Annotated in this window: 24 protein-coding genes; 11 read left to right on the forward strand and 13 right to left on the reverse strand. The window is 63.7% G+C overall.

What is annotated here, in order from left to right:
- Positions 1-37 precede the first annotated feature (37 nt).
- Positions 38-883 (forward strand): aldo/keto reductase, encoded by an 846-nt coding sequence (locus NKJ76_RS08970; RefSeq protein ID WP_352537243.1) that lies wholly within the window; start codon positions 38-40, stop codon positions 881-883.
- Positions 884-911: 28 nt separating this feature from the next.
- On the opposite strand, the gene NKJ76_RS08975 is transcribed toward NKJ76_RS08970, so the two are convergent.
- From NKJ76_RS08975 to mutS, 4 genes are all read right to left on the reverse strand, one after another.
- The gene (locus NKJ76_RS08975) at positions 912-1,460 is read right to left on the reverse strand and encodes a hypothetical protein (protein ID WP_352537244.1); all 549 of its coding nucleotides are present in this window, start codon (positions 1,458-1,460) and stop codon (positions 912-914) included.
- Positions 1,461-1,589: 129 nt separating this feature from the next.
- A complete protein-coding gene (locus NKJ76_RS08980; RefSeq protein ID WP_352537245.1) occupies positions 1,590-2,150 on the reverse strand; it encodes a TetR/AcrR family transcriptional regulator in 561 nt (186 codons plus the stop codon).
- 66 nt (positions 2,151-2,216) lie between these two features.
- Complete coding sequence (locus NKJ76_RS08985) at positions 2,217-2,681, reverse strand: nuclear transport factor 2 family protein (RefSeq protein WP_352537246.1); 465 nt, start codon at positions 2,679-2,681, stop codon at positions 2,217-2,219.
- Positions 2,682-2,754: 73 nt separating this feature from the next.
- Positions 2,755-5,484, reverse strand: coding sequence for a DNA mismatch repair protein MutS (gene mutS / locus NKJ76_RS08990; RefSeq protein ID WP_352537247.1), 2,730 nt, complete (start codon positions 5,482-5,484; stop codon positions 2,755-2,757).
- Between the two features lie 165 nt (positions 5,485-5,649).
- Between mutS and NKJ76_RS08995 the strand changes: the two genes are divergently transcribed.
- From NKJ76_RS08995 to NKJ76_RS09005, 3 genes are all read left to right on the forward strand, one after another.
- Positions 5,650-6,831: a glycosyltransferase family protein gene (locus NKJ76_RS08995; protein ID WP_352537248.1), complete on the forward strand. Its 1,182-nt coding sequence runs from the start codon at positions 5,650-5,652 to the stop codon at positions 6,829-6,831.
- A gap of 144 nt (positions 6,832-6,975) precedes the next feature.
- On the forward strand, positions 6,976-9,255 hold the full coding sequence (locus tag NKJ76_RS09000; RefSeq protein ID WP_352537249.1) for an NADP-dependent malic enzyme: 2,280 nt from the start codon (positions 6,976-6,978) through the stop codon (positions 9,253-9,255).
- Positions 9,256-9,379: 124 nt separating this feature from the next.
- Complete coding sequence (locus NKJ76_RS09005; RefSeq protein ID WP_352537250.1) at positions 9,380-10,453, forward strand: GGDEF domain-containing protein; 1,074 nt, start codon at positions 9,380-9,382, stop codon at positions 10,451-10,453.
- Positions 10,454-10,524: 71 nt separating this feature from the next.
- On the opposite strand, the gene NKJ76_RS09010 is transcribed toward NKJ76_RS09005, so the two are convergent.
- Entirely contained in the window at positions 10,525-11,517 is a 993-nt protein-coding gene (locus NKJ76_RS09010; RefSeq protein WP_352537251.1) for an adenosine kinase, read from the reverse strand.
- Positions 11,518-11,732: 215 nt separating this feature from the next.
- On the opposite strand from NKJ76_RS09010, the gene NKJ76_RS09015 reads away from it, so the two are divergent.
- Entirely contained in the window at positions 11,733-12,635 is a 903-nt protein-coding gene (locus NKJ76_RS09015) for a DMT family transporter (protein ID WP_352537252.1), read from the forward strand.
- Positions 12,636-12,833: 198 nt separating this feature from the next.
- Complete coding sequence (locus NKJ76_RS09020; RefSeq protein ID WP_352537253.1) at positions 12,834-13,535, forward strand: sulfate transporter family protein; 702 nt, start codon at positions 12,834-12,836, stop codon at positions 13,533-13,535.
- A gap of 5 nt (positions 13,536-13,540) precedes the next feature.
- Here NKJ76_RS09020 and NKJ76_RS09025 read toward each other — a convergent pair whose 3' ends face one another.
- From NKJ76_RS09025 to NKJ76_RS09050, 6 genes are all read right to left on the reverse strand, one after another.
- On the reverse strand, positions 13,541-14,539 hold the full coding sequence (locus NKJ76_RS09025; RefSeq protein WP_352537254.1) for a proline racemase family protein: 999 nt from the start codon (positions 14,537-14,539) through the stop codon (positions 13,541-13,543).
- A gap of 12 nt (positions 14,540-14,551) precedes the next feature.
- The gene (locus NKJ76_RS09030) at positions 14,552-15,355 is read right to left on the reverse strand and encodes an isocitrate lyase/PEP mutase family protein (protein ID WP_352537255.1); all 804 of its coding nucleotides are present in this window, start codon (positions 15,353-15,355) and stop codon (positions 14,552-14,554) included.
- A 77-nt stretch (positions 15,356-15,432) separates the two neighbouring features.
- The gene (locus NKJ76_RS09035) at positions 15,433-16,287 is read right to left on the reverse strand and encodes a hypothetical protein (protein WP_352537256.1); all 855 of its coding nucleotides are present in this window, start codon (positions 16,285-16,287) and stop codon (positions 15,433-15,435) included.
- 38 nt (positions 16,288-16,325) lie between these two features.
- Positions 16,326-16,985, reverse strand: a complete 660-nt coding sequence (locus NKJ76_RS09040; RefSeq protein ID WP_352537257.1) for an HAD family hydrolase — start codon at positions 16,983-16,985, stop codon at positions 16,326-16,328.
- A 1-nt stretch (position 16,986) separates the two neighbouring features.
- Entirely contained in the window at positions 16,987-17,472 is a 486-nt protein-coding gene (gene dut, locus NKJ76_RS09045) for a dUTP diphosphatase (RefSeq protein WP_352537258.1), read from the reverse strand.
- Positions 17,473-17,557: 85 nt separating this feature from the next.
- Positions 17,558-18,028 carry an Lrp/AsnC family transcriptional regulator gene (locus NKJ76_RS09050; protein WP_023690042.1) on the reverse strand — a complete coding sequence of 157 codons (471 nt, stop codon included), beginning with the start codon at positions 18,026-18,028 and terminating at the stop codon, positions 17,558-17,560.
- A 114-nt stretch (positions 18,029-18,142) separates the two neighbouring features.
- Between NKJ76_RS09050 and NKJ76_RS09055 the strand changes: the two genes are divergently transcribed.
- The 3 genes from NKJ76_RS09055 to NKJ76_RS09065 all read left to right on the forward strand — a co-directional run bounded on the left by NKJ76_RS09055 (position 18,143) and on the right by NKJ76_RS09065 (position 20,882).
- Entirely contained in the window at positions 18,143-18,397 is a 255-nt protein-coding gene (locus tag NKJ76_RS09055) for a DUF6356 family protein (RefSeq protein ID WP_023685117.1), read from the forward strand.
- Positions 18,398-18,412: 15 nt separating this feature from the next.
- Positions 18,413-19,207 carry a class II glutamine amidotransferase gene (locus tag NKJ76_RS09060; RefSeq protein ID WP_352537259.1) on the forward strand — a complete coding sequence of 265 codons (795 nt, stop codon included), beginning with the start codon at positions 18,413-18,415 and terminating at the stop codon, positions 19,205-19,207.
- A 301-nt stretch (positions 19,208-19,508) separates the two neighbouring features.
- Positions 19,509-20,882 carry an amidase gene (locus tag NKJ76_RS09065; RefSeq protein ID WP_352537260.1) on the forward strand — a complete coding sequence of 458 codons (1,374 nt, stop codon included), beginning with the start codon at positions 19,509-19,511 and terminating at the stop codon, positions 20,880-20,882.
- Here NKJ76_RS09065 and NKJ76_RS09070 read toward each other — a convergent pair.
- Positions 20,876-21,949: an NAD(P)/FAD-dependent oxidoreductase gene (locus NKJ76_RS09070; protein ID WP_352537261.1), complete on the reverse strand. Its 1,074-nt coding sequence runs from the start codon at positions 21,947-21,949 to the stop codon at positions 20,876-20,878. The genes NKJ76_RS09065 and NKJ76_RS09070 overlap by 7 nt on opposite strands.
- A 138-nt stretch (positions 21,950-22,087) precedes the next feature.
- On the opposite strand from NKJ76_RS09070, the gene NKJ76_RS09075 reads away from it, so the two are divergent.
- Positions 22,088-23,680, forward strand: a complete 1,593-nt coding sequence (locus NKJ76_RS09075) for a peptide chain release factor 3 (protein ID WP_023738134.1) — start codon at positions 22,088-22,090, stop codon at positions 23,678-23,680.
- Between the two features lie 179 nt (positions 23,681-23,859).
- Here the strand turns inward: NKJ76_RS09075 and NKJ76_RS09080 are convergent, their stop codons facing one another.
- Complete coding sequence (locus NKJ76_RS09080) at positions 23,860-24,330, reverse strand: VOC family protein (protein WP_352537262.1); 471 nt, start codon at positions 24,328-24,330, stop codon at positions 23,860-23,862.
- A 270-nt stretch (positions 24,331-24,600) separates the two neighbouring features.
- Here NKJ76_RS09080 and ilvD point away from each other — a divergent pair, with 270 nt between their 5' ends.
- Entirely contained in the window at positions 24,601-26,445 is a 1,845-nt protein-coding gene (gene ilvD / locus NKJ76_RS09085; protein WP_352537263.1) for a dihydroxy-acid dehydratase, read from the forward strand.
- The last annotated feature ends 36 nt before the right edge of the window (positions 26,446-26,481 follow it).

Genomic DNA, 26,481 nt, shown 5'->3' on the forward strand with positions numbered 1-26,481 from the left:
GATGCCATGCGCATTGACCGCCATACGAGGAGCCTCCATGCCCACGACCATAAGAACCACCACGCTGCCTTCGGGCGAGGCCGTCCAGGTGCTGGGACAGGGCACATGGAAGATGGGCGAGGATTCCCGCCGCCGCGCCGGGGAGGTCAATGCCCTGAAGCTCGGGCTGGACCTCGGCATGACGTTGATCGACACCGCTGAAATGTATGCCAGCGGCGGCGCCGAGGAGGTGGTGGCGGAAGCCATTGCCGGGCGCCGCGACGAACTCTTTCTCGTCTCCAAGGTATTGCCGTCCAATGCCTCGCGCACCGGTGTGGCGCGGGCCTGCGAAAACAGCTTGAAGCGCCTGCGCACCGACCGCATCGATCTCTATCTCCTGCATTGGCCGGGCAGTGTGCCTCTAGGCGAAACGGTCGACGCTTTCGAGGCGTTGAAGAAGGCCGGCAAGATCCGTCACTGGGGCGTCAGCAATTTCGACACCGACGAAATGGAGGAGCTGACCGGCCTGTCGTCTGGAGATCATGTCCAGACCAACCAGGTACTCTACAATCTGTCGCGGCGCGGCCCCGAATTCGATCTCGCACCGTGGAGCCGGCAGCGCGGCATCCCGCTGATGGCCTATTCGCCGGTCGAGCAGGGCGCGCTGGCGCGCAATTCAAGGCTGGAAACCATCGCCGCCCGCCACAACGCCACGGCAGCACAGATCGCCCTGGCCTGGGTGATTGCCCAGCCCGGTGTCATCGCCATCCCGAAGGCGAGCAGCCAGGAGCACGTCCGCCAGAATGTCGCCGCGCTCGATATCAGGCTGACGGCCGAAGACCTCGCCGAACTCGACCGCGCCTTTCCACCGCCGACGCGCAAGCGCGGGCTGGAGATGATCTGAATTGATTGCGGTTGGTCAGACTGGCCGTCTACTTGCTGCCCAGTCGTAGGTTTTCGATCTCGCGCGCTGCGTTTCGCACATCGCGGACACCGACAAAGCTCACTGTGGTTGTGGTTGGTTCGTCGCCCGTATCAACCGTTTCCCGGCGAAAGGTAATCGATCCTCTACCGTTCGAGCGTTCGTTTCGCTCAATGGTGTTTATGGCATTAGGGGCCATGGCGAGGACATGCCGCCACCACAAATCGCTGATGATAAGGATTCGACGGTCGGTCACGGCGTAGACCGTTCGCCATACAGCCAAAGCATTCCAGACGGCATTGCCGAGCAGGCATAGTCCAAAGCCAATAGCGACAAACCACGTGATCAGCGAGAGTGAATTCCACCCAATGTGCTTAAGGAATGGTTCGCTTAGAGCGCTGAGGAGGAGTGGAGTACAGAAACAGGTCAAGGCGATGGCAAAAATAATCGGAAATAACTGGGTCCGAAGCATACCCATAAAGGATGGAGATCCAGTCCAGCGCACGGTTTCTCCAGGTTGCAATTCAGTCTTGACGACCTCGTGCGGAGTCCAAATCATGTGGGGCAGTATCCTCACGGCAATGCTTCATGAGATCGCGCCATTTGCCTTCCCAATTTCGTTATAGATGGGCCTAGGAGGTGGCAATGAACAACTCGCATTCTGAATGCCAGACGCCCATGCAATTGGCTAGGTGGTTTCCAGCGCCGCCCGCGCTCGTTGCAGGGCGCGGGAAAACACTGCCGTGTCGTCGAAGGCGCGCGCCAGCGTGAGCGCGCCCTGGATGGCGCCGACCGTTTCTTCGGCGAGTTCGTCCGCCCTGGCAGCGCTGTGCCCGCTTCGGGTCAGCGCTTCGGCAAGATGCGCCACCCAGCGGCCGAAATAGCTTTTGATCGCAATGGCGAAGAGGTCGCGGGATTCGTCCAGCGCGAAGGCGCCGATCAGGCACACTCGGCGTCCCGAGCGGAAATAGCTGTCGGTCGCTTCGAACATCCGATCGATGCCCGTGCGAGGGTAGGCCCTGTCCTGCAACGGCACGAAGACATTCTCCTCGAACCAGCCATCTATATGGGCAATGACAGCCGCCGCCATCTCTTCCTTGCCGCCGGGGAAGAAGTGGTAAAGGCTGCCTTTGCCTAGGCCGGTCGCCGCACCGATCCGCGCCAGGCTCGCCCCTTCATAGCCGTGTTCGCGGAAAACCTCGCCGATGATGGAGAGCAAATCGGCGCGATCGGGCGCGATCCTGCGCATGCGCTAGTTTTTCCGCTTGAGCATGATCTTTGCCGAAAACCGCGACACAGTTCTAGGGATCACGCTCTAAAGTCCGAGTTCGGTCAGGCCGGGATGGTCGTCCGGCCGGCGGCCGAGCGGCCAGTGATATTTGCGCTCACCCTCAGCGATCGGCAGGTCGTTGATGCTGGCGACGCGCCTACGCATCAGTCCATCCGCGTCAAATTCCCAATTCTCATTGCCGTAGGAGCGGAACCAGTGGCCGCTGTCGTCGCGCCATTCATAGGCAAAGCGCACCGCGATGCGGTTGTCGTTCCAGGTCCAGACCTCCTTGATCAGCCGGTAGTCCAGCTCGCGCGCCCATTTGCGCGTGAGGAAGGCAACGATCTCATTTCTGCCCGAGACGAACTCGGCGCGGTTGCGCCAGGTGCTGTCTTGCGTATAGGCGAGCGAAACCCGTTCGGGATCGCGGCTGTTCCAGGCGTCTTCGGCCATGCGCGCCTTCTGCGCGGCGGTCTCGGCGGTGAAGGGCGGCAGCGGCGGACGGCTCATGTCATTCTCCCATCGGCAAAGGCGATGGCGAGCATTGTACCAAACGGTACAATTGGTCAAGGCTGAAATCGGACTAGGTTTTCCCCGCCAGCCCCTTCAGCCGGTAGAGCGCTTCCAGCGCCTCGCGCGGCGTCATCTCGTCTGGATTGATCTCACCCAGCGCTGCGCCCAATGCGTCGCTCTTCGCAGGCTTTGCCGCTTCCCGCTTCATTGCCACCGAAAACAGCGGCAGATCGTCGACCAGCCGGTTGGCCTTGCCGGAGACATCGCCTTCCTCGAGCTGATGCAGCACCTCTTTGGCGCGGCCGACCACCGCTTCCGGCAGACCGGCAAGGCGAGCGACCTGAACGCCATAGGAGCGATCGGCGGAACCCTTGCCGACCTCGTGCAGGAAGACCACGTCGCCTTCCCACTCCTTAACCCGCATCGTGACATTGTGCAGTCGCGGCAGCTTGCCGGAGAGTGCCGTCATTTCGTGGAAATGAGTGGCGAAGATCGCCCGGCAGCGGTTCTTCTCGTGCAGATACTCGACTGCCGCCCAGGCGATCGACAGGCCATCGAACGTAGCGGTGCCGCGACCGATCTCGTCCAGGATCACCAGCGCCCGTTCGCCGGCCTGGTTGAGGATCGCCGCCGTCTCTACCATCTCGACCATGAAGGTCGAACGGCCGCGCGCCAGATCGTCCGAGGCGCCGACCCGCGAGAACAGCCGGTCGACAACGCCGATATGGGCAGACGTCGCCGGCACGAAGGAACCGGTTTGGGCGAGGATGGCGATCAGTGCGTTTTGCCGCAGGAAGGTCGACTTACCGCCCATATTCGGACCGGTGAGCAGCCAAATCGCGCCGGCCTTGGCCCCGTCTTGCGGCGACAGATCGCAATCATTGGCGACGAACGGCCCTTCGCCCGAGCGCCGCAGCGCCTGTTCCACCACCGGATGGCGTCCGCCCGAGATATCGAAGGCGAGGCTGGAATCGACCAGCGGCCGGCACCAGGCTTCACTCTCCGACAACAGCGCGAGCGCCGCCGACACGTCAAGTACGGCAAGCGCCTCGGCGCCGGCGCGAATTTTTTGCGCCTCGGCGACCGCCTCTGTCGTCAGCGTGTCGAAAGCGGCAAGCTCGATGCTCAGCGCCCGGTCGGCGGCATTGGCGATTTTGGTCTCGAGTTCGGCAAGTTCGGTCGTGGTGAAACGCATGGCGTTGGCCATGGTCTGGCGGTGGATGAAGCGCGCCTTGGCGCCGTCGCTTCCGGTCATGATCGAATGGTGGTTGGCCGTCACCTCGATGTAATAGCCCAGCACATTGTTGTGGCGGATTTTCAGCGAGCGGATGCCGGTCTCCTCGATCAGCGAGCGCTCCAGTCCGGCGATCACCTTGCGCGATTCGTCGCGCAGCGCCCGCATTTCGTCGAGCTCGGCATGGTAGCCGCCGCGCACGAAGCCGCCGTCGCGCCTGAGCAGCGGCAGTTCCTCGCCAAGAGCCTGGGCCAGATGCTTGGCCAGCGCACGCGGCAGCGCCTTTATCGCGGCAAGTGCTTCCGTCAATTCATGGGGCAGCGCTATTGCGGCGAAGATTTCGGCAATGGCGCCCGCCGCTTCAAAGCCGGCACGCAGCGAGCCGAGGTCGCGCGGGCCGCCGCGGTTGAGCGCCAACCGCGACAGCGCTCGCGGCATGTCGGCGACGCTCTTCAGGCTTGACCGCACCGCTTGGCAGAGCCGCGTCTCGGCGCGGAAGAACGATACCGAATCAAGCCGGGCAGCAATCGCCGCCGGATCGGTCAGCGGCGCCATCAGCCGGTCGGCGAGCAGCCTGGCGCCGCCGCCGGTGACCGTGCGGTCTATAGCCTTGAACAGCGAGCCGTCGCGGCTGCCCGACAGCGTGCGCAACAGTTCCAGATTGCCGCGTGTCGCAGGATCGATGAGCAGCGTCGAGCCCTGCTCCTCGCGTTCGGGACGCGACAAAGGCGGCCGCTCGGCCTTCTGCGTCTTTTCGACATAGGCGATGGCGCCCGAGATCGCCGACAATTCAGCGTGCGAGAAGGCGCCGAAACTGTCCGGCGTCGCCACCTCGAAGAAACGCGCGATCCTGCCTGCGGCGGAGGCCGAATCGAACAGCGATGGCGGTTGCGGGCTGGCGACGCGGCCGATGACATCGAACACCGCCTTCAGCTCGGGATCGTAAAATACCGGCTCGGCGACAATCAGTTCGCGCGGGTCGACGCGGAAGACATCGGCCAGCAGGCGGTCGGCCGTGGTTTCGGCGACGCGGAAGACGCCGGTCGAGATCTCGATCCAGGCCAGGGCGAAGGCGTCACCGCTGTTGCCGCCCTTCACCCGCCCTAGCGCCATCAGGAAGCTCGATTCCGACGGCGCCAGCAATTTATCCTCGGTGATGGTGCCTGGCGTCACCAGACGCACCACGTCACGGCGCACCACCGATTTGCCGCCGCGCTTCCTGGCTTCCGCCGGGTCCTCGATCTGCTCGCAGACGGCAACGCGAAAACCTTGGCCGATCAGCTTTTGCAGATAGTCGTCGGCCGCATGCACCGGCACGCCGCACATCGGAATGTCGTTACCCTGGTGCTTGCCGCGCTTGGTCAGGACGATGCCCAGCGCCTTGCTCGCCTTTTCGGCGTCGTCGAAGAACAGCTCGTAGAAATCGCCCATGCGGTAGAACAGCAGAGAATCCGGGTTCGCCGCCTTGATCTCGATATATTGCTCCATCATCGGCGTGACGCTGCCGACGGGCGCAGGCGGTGTCACCTCTGGGGCGTCGGTTTCTGCTGAAGTGTGCATGTTCATGCCCGCACGCTAGCAGATGTGGGTGCGGGGTTTAATGCCGGCGGCTCGAAAAGCAGGGGACGACCGGCCTCGACGGCGGCTTGTGCTCCCTCTACGCCGGGTGAAGCCGTTGGTTGCTTCGGGCGCCAACCAGACCCTATGATCGCCATGGCGGGAATAAGCGGCATGGATCAGGACAAACAGGAGGCGTTCGAAGAGCTGATCGGTCCGGCTGGATCGGCGCTTGAGCGCCTGCTGCTGTTGGCGGCGCGGCGCGTCCACCGCACCAAAAGCAAGCTTAGGGGGACAGTGCGCAAGCGCGTCCCCTTCCTCCTGCCGACACGGGGACCGCTGTCCGATCTCGATAGCGGCATCGAGATGTCGCTGCATGTGCTCAGCCGCGACCCGCTGGTGCTCTATGTCCCGATTGGCGGAGCCCGTCCGCTCTATCCGCTGGCGGCCCTTGGCCGGCGCCTGGCGGGACGGCGCGTCACCTTCCTGACGATGCAGACCTGGACCATGGAGCGGCCGGCTGTCATCGCCCGGATGGGCCGCGATCTCGCCTGGTATGCCGGCCGGTTTCCGCTGCACGAAATCATCTTCCTGTGCAACACCGAGGAAGAGCGCCGTCTCGTCGCGGCTGCGGGCGGCAATGCCATCTTCTCCAACCACAATCTGATGGTGTCGGAGGATATATTCCGGCCGCTGCCGGACGTGCCGGTCGAATTCGACGCGGTCTACAATGGCCGCATCTCGCCGATCAAACGCCATCACCTGGCCTTCGACATAGAGCGGCTGGCCCACATCACCTATTCGATCGGCGAATTGCCGCCGGTTGCCGCCCGCGCCTTTGTTCGGCGACTGCAGGCGCGTTCGCCGCTCCACCAGATCGCCAATCCGCTCGTCGACGGCTGGCCGGGCAAGCTGACGGCGCAACAGGTCAACCACGTCTACAACCAGGCCGCCGTCGGGCTGTGCCTGTCGGCCGTGGAAGGAGCGATGTACTCCTCGATGGAATATCTGATGGCCGGCCTGCCGATCGTCAGTACGCCGAGCCTTGGCGGTCGCGACGTCTATTTCGATCCGGATTATTGCATCGTCGCCGATCCGGAACCGGCTGCCATTCGCCGCGCCGTCGAGACGCTGCGAGATCGTGCCATACCGCGTCAGCACATCCGCCGCCGCACGCTGGAGAAGGTTCACGCCCAGCGCATCGAACTCATGGCGTTCCTGACTGCATTGCTGCGGCGCAAGGGAAGCCGTGCGCCACCCATCGAGACGTGGCCTTTCCCCGGCACAGACGGCATGATGCGACGGGGAACGGTGCGCGAAATCGCTGCCTTCGTCAGCGAGCCAGAGCCGACGTGACGCCATCCGACCCTCGGGAGATTTCGCTGCGGGCGTGAAGATCGCTTGGCGATTTACAGCGGTGGCGTGTAGCCTTGATCCAGAAGTTTCAAAAACACGCACCCGTCTCAAGGGGGCGACACCGGCGAGGAAATCAAAAGCATCATGGCCAAGAAAACCGAAAATAGCGGCCCCTCCGTCAGCGCCGAGGAGGCGCTGGAATTCCACGCCATGGGCCGCCCCGGCAAGCTGGAGATCGTCGCCACCAAGCCGATGGCGACGCAGCGCGATCTGAGCCTCGCCTATTCGCCGGGTGTCGCGGTTCCTGTGCTGGCCATCGCCGAAGACCCCAGCCGCGCCTTCGACTACACGACGCGCGGCAACATGGTCGCCGTCATCTCCAACGGCACCGCCATTCTCGGCCTCGGCAATCTCGGCGCGCTGGCCTCCAAGCCGGTGATGGAAGGCAAGGCGGTGCTGTTCAAGCGCTTCGCCGATGTCGATTCCATCGACCTCGAGGTCGACACCGAGGATGCCGACGAGTTCATCAATTGCGTGCGCTTTCTCGGCCCGTCCTTCGGCGGCATCAACCTGGAAGACATCAAGGCGCCGGAATGCTTCATCATCGAGCAGCGGCTGCGCGAACTGATGGACATCCCGGTCTTCCATGACGACCAGCACGGCACCGCCATCATCTCGGCCGCCGGGCTGATCAACGCGCTGGAGATCACCGGCCGCGACATGAAGACCACGAAAATGGTCTGCAACGGCGCCGGCGCCGCCGGCATTGCCTGCATCGAACTGATGAAGGCGATGGGTTTCGCCCCGGAAAACATCATCTTGTGCGACACCAAGGGTGTCGTCTACCAGGGCCGCACCGAAGGCATGAACCAGTGGAAGTCGGCGCATGCGGTCAAGACCGACACGCGCAGCCTGGCCGAGGCGCTGGACGGCGCCGACGTCTTCCTCGGCCTGTCGGCCAAGGGCGCATTGACCACCAGGATGGTGCAGTCGATGGCCAAGAACCCGATCATCTTCGCCATGGCCAATCCCGACCCGGAGATCACGCCGGAGGAAGTGGCCGAAATCCGCACCGACGCCATCATGGCCACCGGGCGTTCCGACTACCCCAACCAGGTCAATAATGTGCTGGGCTTCCCCTACATCTTCCGCGGTGCGCTGGATGTCAGGGCCACCACCATCAATGACGACATGAAGATCGCCGCAGCGAGAGCGCTGGCCGACCTGGCGCGCAAGGACGTGCCCGACGATGTCGCCGCCGCCTATCAGGGCAACCGGCCGAAATTCGGCCCGAACTACATCATCCCGGTGCCGTTCGATCCGCGCCTGATCTCGGCCATCCCGCTCGCTGTGGCCAAGGCGGCGATGGAGTCAGGCGTCGCCCGCAAGCCTATCCTCGACCTCGACCGCTACGCGCAGGAGCTGTCGGCCCGCCGCGACCCGATCGCCTCGACCTTGCAGCGCATCTACGATCGCGTCCGCCGCCAGCCCAAGCGCATCGTCTTTGCCGAGGGCGAGGAAGAACAGGTGATGCGCGCCGCCGTATCCTATGTGAACCAGAAGCTCGGCACCGCGATCCTGCTTGGCCGCGACGACGTCATCAAGGAAAACGCCAGGCACGCCGGCATCGACCTGAACAAGCAAGGCATCGAGATCATCAATGCCAGGCTTTCGCGCCGCAACGGCATCTACACCGATTATCTCTACGAGCGCATGCAGCGCAAAGGCTTCCTGTTCCGCGACTGCCAGCGGCTGATCAACAACGACCGCAACCATTTCGCTGCCTGCATGGTGGCGCTGGGCGATGCCGACGGCATCGTCACCGGCGTCACCCGCAACTATTCCACGGCGCTTGACGATATCCGCCGCGTCATCGACGCCAAGCCCGGACACCGCGTCATCGGCGTCTCCATCGTGCTCGCGCGGGGCAAAACAGTCCTCGTCGCCGATACCGCCGTGCACGACATGCCCAATGCCGAACAGATCGCCGACATCGCCGAAGAGGCGGCGGGCTTTGCCCGCCGCATGGGCTACGAGCCGCGGCTCGCCATGCTTGCCTATTCGACCTTCGGCCACCCGCAGGGCGAACGTTCCGAGCGGGTCCAGGAAGCGGTGCGTATCCTGGACAAACGCCGGGTCGATTTCGAATATGACGGCGAAATGGCCGCCGACGTCGCGCTCAATGCCCGCGCCATGGCGCAATATCCGTTCATCCGGCTGACCGGCCCGGCCAACGTGCTGATCATGCCGGCGTTCCACTCGGCCTCGATCTCGACCAAGATGCTGCAGGAACTCGGCGGCTCCACCGTCATCGGCCCGCTGCTGGTCGGCTTGAACAAACCGGTCCAGATCGTCTCGCTCAACGCCAAGGATTCGGACATCGTCAACATGGCTGCGATCGCGGCCTATAGCGCGGGAGCCTGATTGGCGGCAAAATCGCCAACGCATAAGAGATTGATAATATTCGGCTGCTATAGGGAACGTTCTCGCCCCCTATGGCCTTATGGCATTGGCGGCGCGCTCAGACCGCCAAAACGGGGGTGCGGCCATGAAGCATGACACGGCATCTGTGGTCGGCCAGGGGGTCTATCACGACGAGCGCCTGGATGCGCTGCTGAGCATCACCGGCCGCATGGACGGTTATCTCTACCGTTGCCGCAACGATGCGTCCTACACCATGCTCTACATCAGCGACGGCATTTTCACCGTCAGCGGTTATCGGCCGAGCGACTTCATTCAAAATGCCGTGCGCGACTATGTCTCGGCCATCCACCCGGATGATCTCGCTGCCGTCTATGCCGCCGTCGATACCGCGCTCGAGGCGCGCTGCAACTGGAACGTCGACTACCGCATCGTGCCGCAGGTCGGCGAGCCGCTCTGGGTCCGCGAGATCGGCGGCGGCGTCTGGGACGAGGCCGGCGAACTGGAATTCCTGGAAGGTTTCGTCGTCGACATCAGCGACCGTAAGGTAGTCGAGGATCTCAATGCCGAACTGCTGCTCGAACTCAAGGCCGCCAATGAGGAACTCTCCGTACAAAAGCGCGAGATCGAGCTGGCCAAGCAGCAGAGCGATCATTCGGCCAACCACGATGCATTGACCGGCCTGCCCAACCGGCGCGCCTTTCACAACGAGCTGAGGTCGGTGATCGACCGCTGCGACAGCACCGGCCAGGCGGCCGGCCTGCTGTTCATCGACCTCGATAGGTTCAAGAAGGTCAACGACACGCTCGGCCACGAGGCCGGCGACGCGCTGCTGCAGGAGGTGGCGGGTCAGCTTCGCACCATCCTGCGCAGCGCTGATTTCGTGGCGCGGCTCGGTGGAGACGAGTTCGCATTCCTGTTTTCAGGAGAGGCTAGCCGGGCCCGACAGAAGGCCGTGGGCGTCGCCGAACGTATCCTGGAAAAGCTGCGGATCAAGGTGCCGACGCCGAATGGTGCCATCCATGTTGGTTGCACCGTTGGCGTCGCCATCTACCCGGCGGAAGCGTCCGATTCGGAGGCGCTGATAACGCTCGCCGACCGACTGATGTACATCGGCAAAAAGAGCGGCCGCAACCGGCTGGTCACCGCCGGGGCTTTGGAACCCGGGCCTACGTCCGACGACCTTCGCCGCACCGCCTGAGCGGAGCGCCGGACAGCCTCAACCGGCGGGCACCCCTCATCTGGCTCGGCGCTGCGCGCCGAAAGACGGCCCTACAGCAACCCCGCCAGTTGGGCCGCGCTGCGCAGGTTTTGCCGCGGCCGTGGCCCGAGCTGCTGGATCACCAGCCCGGCGGCCAGCGAGCCGAGATCGCCGCAATCCTTCAGGCTGCGCCCCGAGGTGTAGCCGTAGAGGAAACCGGCGGCATAGAGGTCGCCGGCGCCGGTGGTGTCGACCAGTTCGCGGATCGTCGTCGCCTGGATAGTGACGGTCTCGTCGCCACGCACGATCACCGAGCCTTTTTCGGAGCGGGTGACGGCGGCAATCTTGCAGTCCTTGCGGATCGCCGCCAGCGCCTCGTCGAAGGATTTTGTCTGGTAGAGCGACTTGATCTCGTGGCTGTTGGCAAAGACGATGTCGACAGTGCCGGAGCGCATCAGATCGAGGAATTCGTCGCGGTAGCGGTCAACGCAGAACGAATCCGACAACGTCATCGACACTTCGCGCCCGGCCTCGTGTGCGAGCTTCGCCGTCTGCCGGATCGCCTCCTTGGCGCGCGGCGGATCCCACAGATAGCCCTCGAAATAGGTAACCTTGGCGCCGGATGCCTTGTCGGCCTCGACGTCTTCCGGGCCGAGTTCGACGCAGGCGCCGAGATAGGTGTTCATCGAACGCTCGCCATCGGGGGTGACGAATATCATCGAGCGCGCCGTCGGCGGCTGTCCCTCAAGCGGCCTAGTGTCGAAGGCAACGCCCTGGGCATGGATGTCATGGGCGTAGATCTCGCCGAGCGGGTCATTCGATACCTTGCCGAAGAATGCGGCGCGGCCGCCGAAGCTGGCGACGCCCGCCGCCGTGTTGCCGGCGCTGCCGCCCGAGGCCTCGATCGCCGGCCCCATGCGGCTGTAGAGCAGCTCGGCGCGCTTGGTGTCGATGAGGTTCATCGCACCCTTGATGATGCCGTTGGTCTCGAGAAAAGCGTCGTCGCACTGGGCGATGATGTCGACAATGGCATTGCCGATGCAAAGCACGTCAAAATCCGGCATCAATGTCTCCGCCTCGGAACCTGCCGGCTTTCTGCCGCGCCCGGGCGGGTCTACAGCATCACCCCGAAAAATGGCAACCGATTTCCATCCTTTGCCGGCCCAAGCCGGCGCGCGCGCCTGGGACGAGGCTCCATCACAGTTCGACCGTGGCCGAAGCATCTGACCGCCGGGTCGCCTACAAGCTTGGCCTCAAATCAAGCGCTGGAAGCACCCGCATGCAAGCAAAGACCGACATGACCACCGAACTGGCGCTGCTTGGCGTGCTGGCCGCCCTGTGGGGCGCGTCCTATACCTTCATCAAGATCGGTGTCGAGACGATCCCGCCGATATCCTTCATCGCTGCCCGCACCCTGATCGCCGGCGCCATCCTGCTCGCGCTGATCCGCTGGCGCGGCCTCGCCATGCCCAAGGACAGCGCGACCTTGTGGCGGTTCATGGTCCAGGCCTGCCTCAACAGCGTCGTGCCGTTCACGCTGATCGCCGCCGCCGAGCGCTCCATCGACGCCGGTCTGGCCACCATTCTCAACGCGACCTCGCCGATCTTCACCTTCCTGCTGACCGCGCTCATCACCCGCCATGAATCCGTGACCGCACGCAAGCTGTTCGGTGTCGGTGCCGGCATTGCCGGCATTTGCCTGATCGTCGGCACCCAGGCGCTTGGCGGGCTCGGCCATCAATTGTGGGCGCAGCTTGCCGTCATTGCCGCCACGGTCTGCTATGCCGGCGCCGCCATTTTCGGCCGCAGCTTTAGGGGACTCGACCCGATGCTGCCGGCCGCCGGCTCGATGCTGTGCGGCGCGGTCATCCTCGTCCCCTTGAGCCTGGCCTTCGACCGCCCGTGGACGCTGTCGCCTTCAATGGCGTCGATACTGGCCTTGTTGGCATTGTCGGTGTTCTCCACGGCGCTGGCCTTCTGCATCTTTTTCCGCCTCATCCACACGCTTGGTTCGGTCGGCACGACGTCGCAGGCCTATCTGCGCGTGCCGATCGGCGTCGGCATCGGCGCCCTGTTCCTCGGTGAAAGCCTTGGGCCGACAGCTTTCTGGGGCATGGGCTGCGTCGTCGCCGGCGTTGCGGCAATGACCATCCCCGCCCGCTCCCGGGCGCTGGCGCGCTAGATCATGATGAGATTTGGTTGAAATCTCATCATGATCTAACCCTTTGTTGGAGCATGATCTTTTCCAAAAACCGGTACCCACTTTTTGGGATCATGCTCTAGTTCCCGTCCGGAATTGCGCCCGCTCCAGCAGGCTTGCGGCTGACAGGGTCTCCGCCTATGTCGGAGATATCCGTTTGTTCCTGGGGGTGGAAACGCCGTGATCTCCAACGCTGCCCGCGCCGCCTTCAGCCGGCTGTTTTCTCCCGAATTCCGCGCGGTTTTCCTGAAGACGCTGGGCTTGACCGTCCTGGCGCTGGTCGCCTTGTGGTTCGTCTTGACCGGGCTTGTCGATTGGCTGGCCCTGCCATGGGTTCACTCCTTGCTGCCCGGCCTGCCGTCCTGGGCCGGATGGCTGGGCGGCATCATCGCTGCCATCGCGCTTGCCTTCGGGATGGCGCTGCTGATCGCGCCGGTGACGGCAATCGTGGCGGGCCTGTTTCTCGACGACATCGCCGAAGTGGTCGAGCGCACCGACTATCCGGCCGATCCCGTCGGACGCGCCATGCCGGCGCTGCGCTCGCTCGTGTTGTCGGTGAAATTCTTCGGCGTCGTCATCCTGGGCAACATCGTCGCCTTGCTCCTTCTGTTGGTTCCAGGCGTCAACATCGCCGCCTTCTTCATCGTCAACGGCTATCTGCTCGGACGTGAATTCTTCGAATTCGCCGCCATGCGCTTCCGCCCGGAAGATGAGGCGAGGGCGTTGCGCCGGAAACATGCCGGCACCGTCTTTCTGGCCGGGCTGCTCATCGCTGCCTTCCTCGCCGTGCCCCTGCTCAACCTGCTGACGCCGCTCTTTGCCGCCGCCATGATGGTGCATCTGCACAAGGCGGTCGGCGCGCGGGAGAGCGCCGGGCGATAGGCCTATCAACGCAGAAGAAAACCGCGTCCCAATTCGTCATCCGGCTCGACGGTGAATTCCGCCCGGCCCGAATAGTAGGCGCGGCCGCCGACGCGGGCGATGATCGCATCATGCGGGCCGGCCATGGTCGTGCGCGCCACCGCTCCGGAAAAGCGCGAGCCGGCGATGCTTTCGAAGGACCGCTCCTGACCAGGGTTGATCTCACCCTTGGCATGCATTGCCGCCAGCCGCGCGGTGACGCCGGAGCCGGTCGGCGAGCGGTCGACCTCGGCATCGGCAAAGACGCAGATGTTTTTTGTTGCCTCGCCGGAGAACGCATCGTGTCCATCGGTGAGGATGGTGCCGTAGAGGAAAGCGAGATCGGCATGGTCGGGATGCGATAGAGGGAACGCCGCCTTCAGCCGCTCGGTCAGGGCGGTTGCCGCGTCGACGAAATCGCGCACCCGGCTGCGGCCGAACTCCAGGCCGAATTGATGGCAGTCGGCCAGCGCGTAGAAGGCGCCGCCATAGGCGATGTCGAACGCAATCTTGCCGTATCCCCCCCATTCGATTTGTTGGTCATGGGCAAACAGAAAGGCCGGCACGCTTTCGAACGACACCGATCCCGCTTTGCCGTCCTTGACCTCCACCGAAGCGACGACCATGCCGCACGGCGCCTCGATGTTGACGGTGGTGATTGGCTCCTGTTTCGCCACCAGGCCTTCGTCGACGGCGTAGCGGCCAAGCGCAATGATGGCGTGGCCGCACATCGTCGAATAGCCCTCGTTGTGCATGAACAGCACGGCCAGCTCGGCGCCGGGCAGGTCGGGCTCCACCAGCAGCGCGCCATACATGTCGTAGTGGCCGCGCGGCTCGAAGATCAGCAGCTTGCGCAAATGGTCGAGGTGGTCGCGCACATAGGCACGCTTTTCCAGGATCGTGCCTTTGGGAATGTCTGGATAGCCGCCGGTGACGATCCTGAGCGGCTCACCGCCGGTGTGCATGTCGACGACGGTGAGCGTCATGCGCCGGGACCCCTACCCTGAGGATTTGGAAAACAGCGCCTGCAATTTGCCGAACGGCATGGCGGCCCGGGTGAAGCCGAACGTGCCGTCCTGCTGGATCTCGCGCGCTGCGGTTTCCAGCATGCCGAAGGCGAAATTGGTCAGCCACGGACCGAGCGAGATGCGCTTGACCCCGGCCATGGCAAGGTCGGCGATGGTGAAGGCCGGCAGTGCCATGACGTTGACCGGCCTGCTCACCGCCGAGCAGACTTTCTGGTTGGTCTCGACATCTTTGAGGCCGGGCGCATAGAGCACATCGGCGCCGGCCTTTTCGAAGGCCTGCAGCCGCTTGATCGTGTCGTCGAGATCCGGTTTGCCCCAAAGGAAATTCTCGGCCCGTGCGGTGAAGACGAAATCATGCTTGAGCGCCCGTGCGGCTTCAGCAGCAGCTGCAACGCGCTCGACGGCGTGTGAAAACTCATAGATGGGCTTGTCGGGATCGCCGGTATGGTCCTCGATCGAGCAGCCGGCGAGACCTGCCGCTTCGGCCGCAAAAACCGTCTCGGCGGCACTCGTCGCGCTGTCGCCCTTGCCTTTCTCGAGATCGGCCGACACCGGCAGGCTGGTTGCCGCCGTCAGCTCGCGGCAATGGTGGATCATCGCCTCGAAGGTCACTGCGCCATCGGGCAGGCCGCGCGAGAAGGCAAAACCGGCGCTGGTCGTCGCCAGCGCCTTGAAGCCGAAGGAGGCCAGGAGCTTGGTCGTGCCGACATCCCAGGGGTTGGGCATGACGAAGGTCGAGGCGTGCAGGTCGCGAAAGATCTTGCCCTTGTCCATGAGTGCTCCCTTCAGATGCGGAAATGCCGGCGGATTCTATCGTGCAGAAATGCACCGGGCAAACGAATGCGGTTGGCTCAGAAGCGTTTGGCGTTCTCTCCTGCCAGTTTGTCCAGCGCATCGGAATCCTTGACATAGTGCAACGTCTTCTTGTCCCAATGATAGGTGACGGAAATTGCATGGGCTTCAGGCTTGGGCGGCTGGTCGTCGCAGCTCTCGCCGTTGAGCACCGTGGCGTCGGTCACTATCACTTTGACCGCGGCATAAGGCTGCCCGTCAGCGATCGTCTGGAAAGCAACGTCCTGCTTGCGGCTGTAGGCGCACAGGTTCTCATCGAAGGTGAAGATCATGTCGATCAGTTGGAATTTGTCGTCGCGCACCATGATCAGCGGCGTGATCGCGTAGTTTTGGCTTGAATTGAAATGCGCGCTCATGGTGATCACGATGTCGTCGTTCGGCCCAACGGAAAGCTTGCCCGGTTCACGGAAATAGGTGCCGCGGTCGAGCGCGACATTGACGGCGTCGAGCAGCTTCCGCTTGTCTGTGATGTCGTAGAGCGCCAGCACGGCATAGCCTTCGGCGCTGTCGGGAGAGTCGCCGAGGTCGTAGAGCATCGCCAGCCGGTCCTTACCCCCGGCCTTGATGGCGAGCACGCCGGCGTTGGAGAGACCCGATGTCTCAGGCGGCGAACCGCCGTCATCCGGTCCCTCGATGTGGCGCATCTCGATCGGCAATCCACCCCGGTAGAAACCGTTGCTGTCACCTGCGAGGCCGGGAATGACCATCCTTGCGAGGTCCAGATAGGTCACATCCATGTGGCCGGGGATGGCGCTGCCGAATTCCGGGAAGCTGACGGCTTGCGCGCCGGCTGCGGTCCAAAGCCACGGCAGCAGCACAAGCGCTAGGATCGAGCGAAGCAGGTTCGTTGGCATGGGTGCCTCAAGCTGGCCGCGCGGAACCTAACACAGCTTCAGTGGATCGGCACCAGCCCGGCAAGTTCGCGCATGTCGTCGAACAGGACGCCGCCAGCGCCGGCCAGGCCATCGCGGTCGGAATAGGGATCGCCATGATAGGAATAGACACGCATGCCCGCGGCAATGCCGGCCTGCGTGCCGGCAACGCTGTCCTCGATGACGATGCAGTCGGCCGGCGCAAAACCCATGGTCTTTGCCGCATGCAGGAACAGGTCCGGGAACGGCTTGCCGCGGCCGACCATGGTCGAAGAGAACATGGCGTGCTCGAACAAAGGCAGCAGCCCGGTCTGGCCGAGCGTGATGTGCATCTTCGAGATACGCGCGGAAGTGGCGACGCAATAGGGAATGCCGGCCGCGCGAACCGCCTCGATGAAGTCGCGCACATAGGGGATCGCCTCGACGCCATGCGCAAACAGATCGGGCAGGCCGGCATTCCAGCGATCGACGAAATCGGCGCCGAGCCGCACCGTGGTCGTCTCTTCGATTTCCTTCTGCACCGAAGCCATGCTGCGGCCGGAAAAATGTTTGCGGCAATATTCGAATGTGGTGGGATAACCGGCGGCAAAAAACCACTCGGCAAGCCGCCGGTTGGCAAGGTTCTCGGTGTCGACCAGGATGCCGTCGCAGTCGAAGATGACCAGTTTCGGTATGCTCATTTCAGGCGGTGCCGGTCGATCCGAACCCGCCCGCGCCGCGCGTCGTGGCGCCGGCCAGCGAGCGCTCCTCAACCGTCACCTGCGTCACCGTGGCAAAGACGATCTGGGCAATGCGCATGCCGCGCGTCACCGCGAAATCCTCGTCGCCAAGGTTGATCAGCAGCACCTTGACCTCGCCGCGGTAGTCGCTGTCGACCGTGCCCGGTGAATTGAGGACGGTCAGCCCATGCTTGAAGGCAAGGCCGGAGCGCGGCCGCACCTGGCCTTCCATTCCTTCGGGAATTTCCAGGATCAGACCGGTCGGCACCAAGGCGCGCTTGCCAGGCAGGATCAGCAGCGGCCGGTCTTCCGGCACCGCGGCGCGCAGATCCATGCCGGCGGCGCCGGTGCTTTCATAGGCGGGAAGGGGAAGTCCATCTCCATGCGGCAACCTGACGAAGCCGACAGTGGGACCAATGACGGAGGAATTTTGGAAGGCTGCGCGCATAAAATCGATCCTATCGGCGCGAACGGCGATTCGGTCAACTCGTCCGCAGGCCTATCAACGGCTTTCTTTCAGGCGTCAGTGTGACCTAGCGCAATTCCACCGGAACGACGGTCGTCTCCTTGATCTCCTCCATGACGAAGGAGGCCGAAACGTCCGACAGCGCCACCTTGGCGATCAGCCGCTGATAGAGGCGGTCATAGGCCTTCATGTCAGCGACGCGGGCGCGCAGCACGTAGTCGAGATCGCCGGACATGCGATAGACTCCGGTGATCTCGGGAAAACCGGTCACCGCCGCCCGAAACTTCTGCAGCCAGTCCGGGTCATGATTGGACGTGCGGATCAGGATGAACACCGAAAGCCCGAGCCCGAGCTTGTCGGCATCGACCAGCGCCACCCGCCCGGTGATGACGCCGTCCTCTTCCAGCCGCTTGACCCGGCGCCAGCAGGCGTTGCGCGACAGCGACACTTTTTCGGAGAGCTGATCGACCGACAGTGTGCCGTCGCGTTGCAGCTCGGCCAGCAATCTTCGGTCGATTTCATCAAATTCAAGCGCCATGTTGGGATGAATGTCCCGAACCACGGCGTTAGACAAGGACAAATTGAGACCGATGAACCTTTACCCCGTGGCAGGATACCCACATCGGGGCTTATCCCGGCAGGAGGGATCACCATGACGACGCTGTTTTCGAAGCTGTTCACCTCTCACCCGGCCAAGGTGGGCGAGACCTATTTCAGCCATATGGCCTTTGCCGCCTGGTTCTGCTCGCGCCTCCTGATGGCCGCTGGTGCGGCACTCGTTCACGCTTTCTTGCCGTTTCTCTTCGAAACTACGGCAAGCCGAATCGTTCGCGAACTTTATGAACGGACGCACAACAGAGGCTCGCACGCGGTCAAGGAGCCCCAGGCTCTCTTGGATCGCGCCTAGGATTGGTTAGAAGCGATGTGCCGATGGGCGGCCTATCTGGGTGAAGCGGTCTTCCTCGAAGACGTCGTCACAGCGCCTTGCCACTCGCTGATTGCCCAGAGCCATTGCGCCCAGGAAGCCAAGTCGCCGACCAATGGAGACGGTTTCGGCCTTGCCTGGTATGGCGACCGGCCCGAGCCCGGCCTCTACCGCGACATCCTGCCGGCCTGGTCGGATCCCAATCTGAAAAGCCTGTGCCGGCAGATCAAATCCGGCCTGTTCCTCGCCCATGTCAGGGCGTCGACCGGCGGCGCCACCAGCCGCATTAACTGCCATCCCTTCATCTCCGGCAGCTGGTCGTTCATGCACAATGGCCAGATCGGCGGCTTCGAAAAGATCCGCCGCGCGCTGGAGAACTCGCTCTGCGACGCCGTCTTCGACCAGCGTGAAGGCACCACCGATTCCGAGCTGCTTTTCCTGCTGATGATCGACGAGGGTCTTGCTGGCGACCCGCAAGGGGCAGTATCGCGCGCCACCGCCCGCGTCATCGAGGCATCGCGCCGCGCCGGTCTGGAGCCAGCCTTGAAACTGACTGCGGCCTTTTCGGATGGGCGCGCGCTCTATGCCGTGCGCTACGCAAGCGATGCCCACGCACCGACGCTGTACACGTCGCTCCGCAACGGCGGTCGTTGCATCGTGTCCGAACCCTTCGACCGCGAAGGCGGCGACTGGCAGGCGATCCCGCCGGCGAGTTTTGTCACGATCACTGGCGATGGGATGAGCATTCGGCCGTTCGTGCCGGCTGTGGCAAGGCTGGCACTGGTCGTCTAGGCCCTAGTCTAAGCCGCATTCCTTCGCGCCCCCCTCTGTCCTGCCGGACATCTCCCCCACGAGGGGGGAGATTGGAGGTCACGGCGGCCTTCGCCAATTTTCAACGCAGGAAAAGGGGCGCCGAAGCCAAAGCTGCCAATCTCCCCCCAAAGTGGGGGAGATGTCCGGCAGGACAGAGGGGGGCGCCGTAGAGCGCCAACCTCAACCGACCGGCAAGCGCAATTTTGATCAAGCGCCGATGATCTCCGAATGCTGAACTTGGTTTTAAACCGCGATACGTTTGGCAGCAGCCGGAGCAATCATGGACCTCGCCTTTTCCTCTACCATCGATCTCGCCGCCGCAATCGCGGCGCGAAAGATCTCCGCCGTCGAAGCTCTGGACGCCCATCTGGTCCAAATCGACCGACACAACGAGGCCGTCAACGCCATCGTCAATCTCGACCGCGAAGGCGCCCGTGAGCGCGCTGAAAACGCCGACGTGGCATTGGCGCATGGCGATGCGCTCGGCTCGCTGCATGGCGTGCCCTTCACCCTGAAGGATACGCACGAAACGGCCGACATGAAGACCACGGTTGGTTTCGCACCATTCGCCGACTATGTGGCAAAGGCAGACAGTCCGGTCGTCGCCCGATTGAAAGCCGCAGGCGGCATCCTGATTGGAAAGACCAATGTCGCGACCATGCTGGGCGACTGGCAGTCAGACAATCCGCTGTTAGGTCGCACCAGCAATCCTTGGAACCTATCGCGCACTTCAGGCGGCTCCAGCGGTGGCGCCGCGGCAGCAGTGGCGACCGGGATGACGCCGTTCGATGTCGGAACCGACATGCAGGATTCGATCCGCCTGCCGTCGGCTTTTTGCGGCGTCTACGGGTTGAAACCGACCGAGCACCGCGTGTCCCTGGCCGGCGCCTTCCCCGATCCGAACGGCGCGGCGCGTAGCGTGCGGCTGATGTCCTGCCTCGGCCCGCTGGCGCGCTGCGTGGAGGATCTTGCGCTGATCTACAAAATCATCGCCGGCCCGGACGGAGCAGACACCGACCTCGCGCCGGTGCCCGTAGAGGCCATGCCCAGGCTCGACCTCAAGACATTGCGCATCGCCGCCGCGCCGTCCTTCCCCGGCTTTCCGGTGGCTGGCGAAATCGCTGTCGCCGCCGAAAGCCTGGCCCAGCGGTTGCAATCAGCAGGGGTGATTGTGGAAGAAGCGAACTTGCCTGAGATCGATCTGCGTGACGATCTGGAGCAGGGCGGCGATCTGATCGGCATGATGCTGGAGGCAGCGCAGCCCGAACCGCCGGAGCAGCCAACGCCGATCACCAATTGGTTCGAGGCGCTCGCTCGCCGCGACCGCTCGATCCTGGCCTGGGACAGGTTCTTCGAAACCTGCGATGCCTTGCTGTGCCCGGTCGCCATGACCACGGCCTTCGCGCATTGTGAGCCCGGCACGCCGATCGAAGTCGACGGCAAGGAGCAAAGCTATTGGATGCTACCGGCCTATGGCGCGGTCTTCAACTATTCCGGCCATCCGGCACTCTCGCTGCCCTGCGGGCAAGACCGCGACGGCCTGCCTATCGGCCTGCAACTGGTCGGCAAGCGCTGGTCGGAATCGCGGCTGCTCGGCATCGCCAAGGCGATCGAAGCGCTGACCGGCGGCTTCAAGCGTCCGCCGGGCTACTGAGCAAACCGACCCAACCCATAAGGCCTCAGCAGCGGATCACGCTCGCCGTCGAGAATTTCGCGCGTGGCGAACAGCCCGACCGCCGGCGCCAGCGTTATGCCGGAATGCATGACGGCGACATAGAGACCTTCCGTGCCCTCGGCGCGGCCGATGATCGGAAAGCCGTCGATCGGCGTCGGCCGGTAGCCAACCGTGTGGAAATCAAATTCCAGTTCGTCGGCGCCGCGCAAAGCCGCCTTCATTGCTGCAAACAGCTCGCGCGCCGTGGCGTCGGGATTCTCACCGGGATCGCTCCCCGCGAAATCCGAGCCGGCGATGATGCGGCCCTCCGCCGTCTGGCGCATATGCAGCTTTTCGGCATGCACCAGCCCGTTGAGGAGCTTCTTGTAGGGCTGCGAGTGGACGATCAGACCGGGCGGCGTCTCGATCGGCAGCTTGATGCCGACGGTAGCGGCAATATCGGGCGCCCCGACACCGGCTGCGATCACCACCTCTTCGGCTGGCATCAGCCCATGCGATGTATCGACACCGGCAATCCTGCCATCGGTCTGGACAAGTGCGGTTACAGAACTGGAGAGAACGCGCGCACCTTGCCGTTCTGCGTCGGCCAGCAGCGCCTTGGCCGCTGCGACCGGTTCGGCCACGCCTTCTTCCGCGACATAGACAGCGAATTCCGGCGGCTCGACGAGATTGGGCTCGATTTGCGCTGCGCGCCCGGCGTCGACGCGTTCGATGCCGTAACCCCAGGAAGCGTGCTCAGCCGCGTAGGCTTCGAGCCTGTCGGCCGGCAGATCCCAGCACAGCCCGCCGCACCAGGCGAGCGGCAGGCCGGGCAGCTCGTTTGCCAGCCGCTTCCATTCGGCCATCGCACGGATGCGCAGCCGGAAATAGATTTCGGGATTGCCCCAGCTGGCGTTGATCCAGGCAAAGGAGTTTGGCGTGGCGACGCCGCCGGCACCACTATCGGAAATCACAGTCACCCGCGCCCCGGCCTTGGTCAGGTGCCAGGCGATGGACGCCCCGACAATGCCGGCGCCGATGACGATGACTTCTTTAGCGCTGCTCATACCGGACCTCTCAGAATGGGCTCCTCTGATGCCACCGTAACGATTCAAGCTCAAGTGTGGTCGGCCTGCCGGCCCGAAACTGTCGACAGGCTGGCAATGCGCTGCTAGAAGCCCGCGCCACAGACAGGATTCCAGAAATTGGCTGAAGACATCGAACAGGCGGTATCGCGCCGCCGCACTTTCGCGATCATCGCCCACCCAGACGCCGGCAAGACGACGCTCACCGAAAAGCTGCTGCTGTTCGGCGGCGCCATCCAGCTTGCGGGCGAGGTCAAGGCCAAGAAGGACCGCATCCAGACGCGGTCCGACTGGATGAAGATCGAGCGCGAGCGCGGCATTTCGGTCGTCACCTCGGTGATGACCTTCGAATACGAGGACAATGTCTTCAACCTGCTCGACACGCCAGGTCACGAGGATTTCGCCGACGACACCTACCGCACGCTGTCGGCGGTCGATAGCGCCGTCATGGTCATCGACGCCGCCAAGGGCATCGAACCGCGCACGCTGAAACTGTTCGAAGTCTGCCGGCTGCGCGACATCCCGATCATCACCTTCATCAACAAGATGGACCGCGAAAGCCGCGACCCGTTCGAAATTCTCGACGAGATCGAGCAGAAGTTGGCGCTGGACACTGCCCCCATCACCTGGCCGATCGGCCGCGGCAAGACTTTTGCCGGCACCTACCACCTGGCGCTCAACGCTGTGCGCAGGGGCGATGCCGAGAAAGACCGCACGCCGGTCAACGGCCCCGACTCCAACCGCGTCGCCGGCCTGCTGCCGGAAAACGAGCGCGAGGCCTTCATCGAGGAGCTGGAGCTCGCGCGCGAAGCTTGCCGCCCGCTCGACATCGACGCCTTCCGCGAAGGCCATCTGACACCGGTCTATTTCGGCTCGGCGTTGCGCAATTACGGCGTGCGCGACCTGATCGAGGCGCTCGGCGCCTTCGGCCCGCCGCCGCGTGCGCAGGACGCAGACACCCGCAAGGTCGAGGCGACGGAGGAGAAGATGACGTCCTTCGTGTTCAAGATCCAGGCCAATATGGACCCCAACCATCGCGACCGCATCGCCTTCGTGCGCGTCTGTTCGGGCAAGCTCGAGCGCGGCATGAAGGCCAAGCTGGTGCGCACCGGCAAGCCGATGAGCCTGTCGGCGCCGCAGTTCTTCTTTGCCCGCACCCGCGTCACCGCCGACGAAGCGTTTGCCGGCGATGTCGTCGGCATTCCCAACCACGGCACGCTGCGTATCGGCGATACGCTGACCGAAGGCGAGGAGATACTGTTCCGCGGCGTACCCAACTTCGCGCCGGAAATCCTGCGCCGTGTGCGCCTCGGCGACGCGATGAAGGCGAAAAAACTCAAGGAAGCGCTGCACCAGATGGCCGAGGAAGGCGTCGTGCAGCTGTTTTCGCCGGAAGACGGCTCGCCGGCCATCGTCGGTGTCGTCGGCGCGTTGCAGCTCGACGTTTTGAAGGAGCGGCTGAATTTCGAATACACGCTGCCGGTCGAATTCGAAATGTCGCGCTTCTCGGTCTGCCGCTGGATCTCGGCCGACGACAAGGGCGAGACGCTTCGCTTCATCGAAGCGCATCGCGGCGACATCGCCCGCGACCTCGACAACGACCCTGTGTTTCTGGCCCAGCACGCCTTCTCGCTGAACTACGAAGCCGAACGCTGGAAGGCGATCCGCTTCGCAACCGTCAAAGACTACCAGGTCCGCGACAAGGCGGCGTAAGGCGCCCCTTTTCCTTCTGCCCGTTTACGCGGAGAGGGTGCCCGAAGGGCGGATGAGGGGCAGCGCCGACGTTGAAGGGTCAATTGGCTCCAACGCGCGCCGGCCCTTCGCATGGCTCAGGGCGTTCGAAGCTCGAAAAGCCAAGCAATTGGCTTTTCGTCCGCTACGCGGACCCCTTCTCACCCCTCCGCAGCTTCCTCGATCTTCGCAATATCGATCTTGCTCATCTGCATCATCGCCGACATCACCCGCCCGGCCTTGGCCCGGTCCGGATCCAGAAGCAGGCGCGGCAGTTGCTCCGGCACGACTTGCCAGGAGACGCCGAACTTGTCCTTCAGCCAGCTGCATTGCGACGGTTCGCCGCCGCCTTCGATGAGCTTGTCCCAGAAATAATCGACCTCTTCCTGGGTCTTGCAGTCGATCGACTGTGACATCGCCTCGTTGAACTTGAATTGCGGTCCGCCGTTGAGCGCCTGGAACTGCAGGCCGTCGAGTTCGAACGTGGTTACCAGCGCCTTGCCGGCATCGGTATGGCCTTCGGGCCAACGCAGCACGCTCAGTACCTTCGAGTTCTTGAAGATGGAGACGTAGAAATTCATCGCCTCTTCGGCCTGGCCGTCGAACCACAGGCAGGTGGTGATCTTTTGCATGTCATGCTCCTCGGGTGTTTGGTTGCGATTACAGGTGAAGCGGCTGACTTATAGAAATGGTGCCATTCCCTTGCCGTCGTCCCAAGGACGGATGCCGGGCTAGCGATCCGACACTGGCCGGCAATCTTTTTCGAAACCCTGATTTCAGCGAGACTCTGGCGCATTGCAAAAATGTGGCCAGACCATACTTGCCGGTCTATAAACCCTGCGATCCAAATCCAGCGCCGCCACGCTCCGCGTTGAGCGCAGCCAGCCAGCCAAGGAAAATTCATGCCTGCCTATCGCTCCCGCACCACCACCCACGGCCGCAACATGGCCGGCGCACGCGGCCTGTGGCGCGCCACCGGCATGAAGGATTCGGATTTCGGCAAGCCGATCATCGCGGTGGTCAATTCCTTCACCCAGTTCGTGCCGGGTCATGTCCATCTGAAAGACCTTGGCCAGCTGGTGGCGCGCGAGATCGAGAAGGCCGGCGGTGTCGCCAAGGAATTCAACACCATCGCCGTCGATGACGGCATCGCCATGGGCCATGACGGCATGCTCTATTCGCTGCCGTCGCGCGAGCTGATCGCGGACTCGGTCGAATACATGGTCAACGCGCATTGCGCCGATGCCATGGTCTGCATCTCCAATTGCGACAAGATCACGCCCGGCATGCTGATGGCCTCCTTGCGCCTCAATATCCCAAGCGTCTTCGTCTCCGGGGGGCCGATGGAAGCCGGCAAGGTGGTGCTCGCCGGCAAGACACAAGCGCTCGACCTGGTCGACGCCATGGTTGCCGCCGCCGACGACAAGATCTCCGACGAGGACGTCAAGGTCATCGAGCGCTCGGCTTGCCCGACCTGCGGCTCGTGCTCGGGCATGTTCACCGCCAATTCGATGAACTGCCTGACTGAAGCACTGGGGCTCTCGCTGCCGGGCAACGGCTCGACGCTGGCAACCCACGCCGACCGCAAGCGGCTGTTCGTCGAGGCGGGCCACCTTATCGTCGATCTCGCCCAGCGCTACTACGAGCAGGATGATGAGACGGCGCTGCCGCGCAGCATCGCCTCGAAGGGCGCCTTCGAGAACGCCATGACGCTCGACATCGCCATGGGCGGCTCGACCAATACGGTGCTGCATATCCTGGCCGCCGCCCACGAGGGCGAAGTCGATTTCACCATGGAAGACATCGACCGGCTGTCACGGCGGGTTCCGGTGCTATGCAAGGTCGCACCGGCCAAGTCCGACGTGCATATGGAAGACGTCCACCGCGCCGGCGGCATCATGGCGATCCTCGGCCAGCTCGACAATGCCGGGCTGCTCAACCGCGACCTGCCCACGGTGCACACGGCGAGCCTCGGCGAAGCGCTCGACCATTGGGACATTTCCCGCACCTCCAGCCAAAGCGTCCGCGATTTCTTCCTCGCCGCTCCGGGTGGCGTGCCGACACAGGTCGCCTTCAGCCAGGACCGCCGCTGGGACGAGCTCGACCTCGACCGCGAGAAGGGCGTCATCCGCTCAGCCGAGACGCCGTTCTCGAAAGACGGCGGCCTTGCCGTGCTGAAAGGCAATCTGGCGCTCGACGGCTGCATCGTGAAGACGGCCGGCGTTGACGAGTCGATCCTGAAGTTCACCGGCCCGGCCCGCGTGTTCGAAAGCCAGGACGCTTCCGTCAAAGCGATCCTGTCCAACGAGATCAAGGCCGGCGATGTCGTCGTCATCCGCTATGAAGGGCCGCGTGGCGGCCCCGGCATGCAGGAAATGCTCTACCCCACCAGCTATCTGAAGTCGAAAGGCCTCGGCAAAGCCTGCGCGCTGGTCACCGACGGCCGCTTCTCGGGCGGCACATCAGGCCTGTCGATCGGCCATGCCTCACCGGAGGCGGCCGAAGGCGGATTGATCGGGCTGGTGCAAGAGGGCGACACGATCGGGATCGACATCCCCAACCGCACCATACGTCTGGCGGTCAGTGACGCCGAGCTAGATGCGCGCCGCGCGGCCATGGAGGCAAAGGGCGCCATGGCCTGGAAGCCCGAGGAAAAGCGCAAGCGCAAGGTGACGACCGCGCTGCGCGCTTACGCAGCCTTCGCCACCAGCGCAGACAAGGGCGCGGTGCGGCACGTGCCGCAGTGAGGGGGTGCGGCGCCGACCCCCACCCCGCTGCTGCGC

The sequence above is a fragment of the Mesorhizobium sp. M0029 genome (assembly GCF_040323735.1).
GTDB lineage: Bacteria > Pseudomonadota > Alphaproteobacteria > Rhizobiales > Rhizobiaceae > Mesorhizobium.

Coding starts and splice junctions, on each gene's coding strand:
- NKJ76_RS09025 (WP_352537254.1), bottom strand. CDS start 14,539: ATGACGCTCACCGTCGTCGACATGCACACCGGCGGTGAGCCGCTCAGG.
- NKJ76_RS09015 (WP_352537252.1), top strand. CDS start 11,733: ATGCAAGCAAAGACCGACATGACCACCGAACTGGCGCTGCTTGGCGTG.
- mutS (WP_352537247.1), bottom strand. CDS start 5,484: ATGAACATGCACACTTCAGCAGAAACCGACGCCCCAGAGGTGACACCG.
- NKJ76_RS09010 (WP_352537251.1), bottom strand. CDS start 11,517: ATGCCGGATTTTGACGTGCTTTGCATCGGCAATGCCATTGTCGACATC.
- NKJ76_RS09080 (WP_352537262.1), bottom strand. CDS start 24,330: ATGCAAAAGATCACCACCTGCCTGTGGTTCGACGGCCAGGCCGAAGAG.
- NKJ76_RS09040 (WP_352537257.1), bottom strand. CDS start 16,985: ATGAGCATACCGAAACTGGTCATCTTCGACTGCGACGGCATCCTGGTC.
- NKJ76_RS09055 (WP_023685117.1), top strand. CDS start 18,143: ATGACGACGCTGTTTTCGAAGCTGTTCACCTCTCACCCGGCCAAGGTG.
- NKJ76_RS09050 (WP_023690042.1), bottom strand. CDS start 18,028: ATGGCGCTTGAATTTGATGAAATCGACCGAAGATTGCTGGCCGAGCTG.
- NKJ76_RS09070 (WP_352537261.1), bottom strand. CDS start 21,949: ATGAGCAGCGCTAAAGAAGTCATCGTCATCGGCGCCGGCATTGTCGGG.
- NKJ76_RS09065 (WP_352537260.1), top strand. CDS start 19,509: ATGGACCTCGCCTTTTCCTCTACCATCGATCTCGCCGCCGCAATCGCG.
- NKJ76_RS09005 (WP_352537250.1), top strand. CDS start 9,380: ATGAAGCATGACACGGCATCTGTGGTCGGCCAGGGGGTCTATCACGAC.
- NKJ76_RS09060 (WP_352537259.1), top strand. CDS start 18,413: ATGTGCCGATGGGCGGCCTATCTGGGTGAAGCGGTCTTCCTCGAAGAC.
- NKJ76_RS08985 (WP_352537246.1), bottom strand. CDS start 2,681: ATGAGCCGTCCGCCGCTGCCGCCCTTCACCGCCGAGACCGCCGCGCAG.
- NKJ76_RS08975 (WP_352537244.1), bottom strand. CDS start 1,460: ATGATTTGGACTCCGCACGAGGTCGTCAAGACTGAATTGCAACCTGGA.
- NKJ76_RS09000 (WP_352537249.1), top strand. CDS start 6,976: ATGGCCAAGAAAACCGAAAATAGCGGCCCCTCCGTCAGCGCCGAGGAG.
- NKJ76_RS09035 (WP_352537256.1), bottom strand. CDS start 16,287: ATGCCAACGAACCTGCTTCGCTCGATCCTAGCGCTTGTGCTGCTGCCG.
- NKJ76_RS08980 (WP_352537245.1), bottom strand. CDS start 2,150: ATGCGCAGGATCGCGCCCGATCGCGCCGATTTGCTCTCCATCATCGGC.
- NKJ76_RS08970 (WP_352537243.1), top strand. CDS start 38: ATGCCCACGACCATAAGAACCACCACGCTGCCTTCGGGCGAGGCCGTC.
- NKJ76_RS09030 (WP_352537255.1), bottom strand. CDS start 15,355: ATGGACAAGGGCAAGATCTTTCGCGACCTGCACGCCTCGACCTTCGTC.
- NKJ76_RS08995 (WP_352537248.1), top strand. CDS start 5,650: ATGGATCAGGACAAACAGGAGGCGTTCGAAGAGCTGATCGGTCCGGCT.
- ilvD (WP_352537263.1), top strand. CDS start 24,601: ATGCCTGCCTATCGCTCCCGCACCACCACCCACGGCCGCAACATGGCC.
- dut (WP_352537258.1), bottom strand. CDS start 17,472: ATGCGCGCAGCCTTCCAAAATTCCTCCGTCATTGGTCCCACTGTCGGC.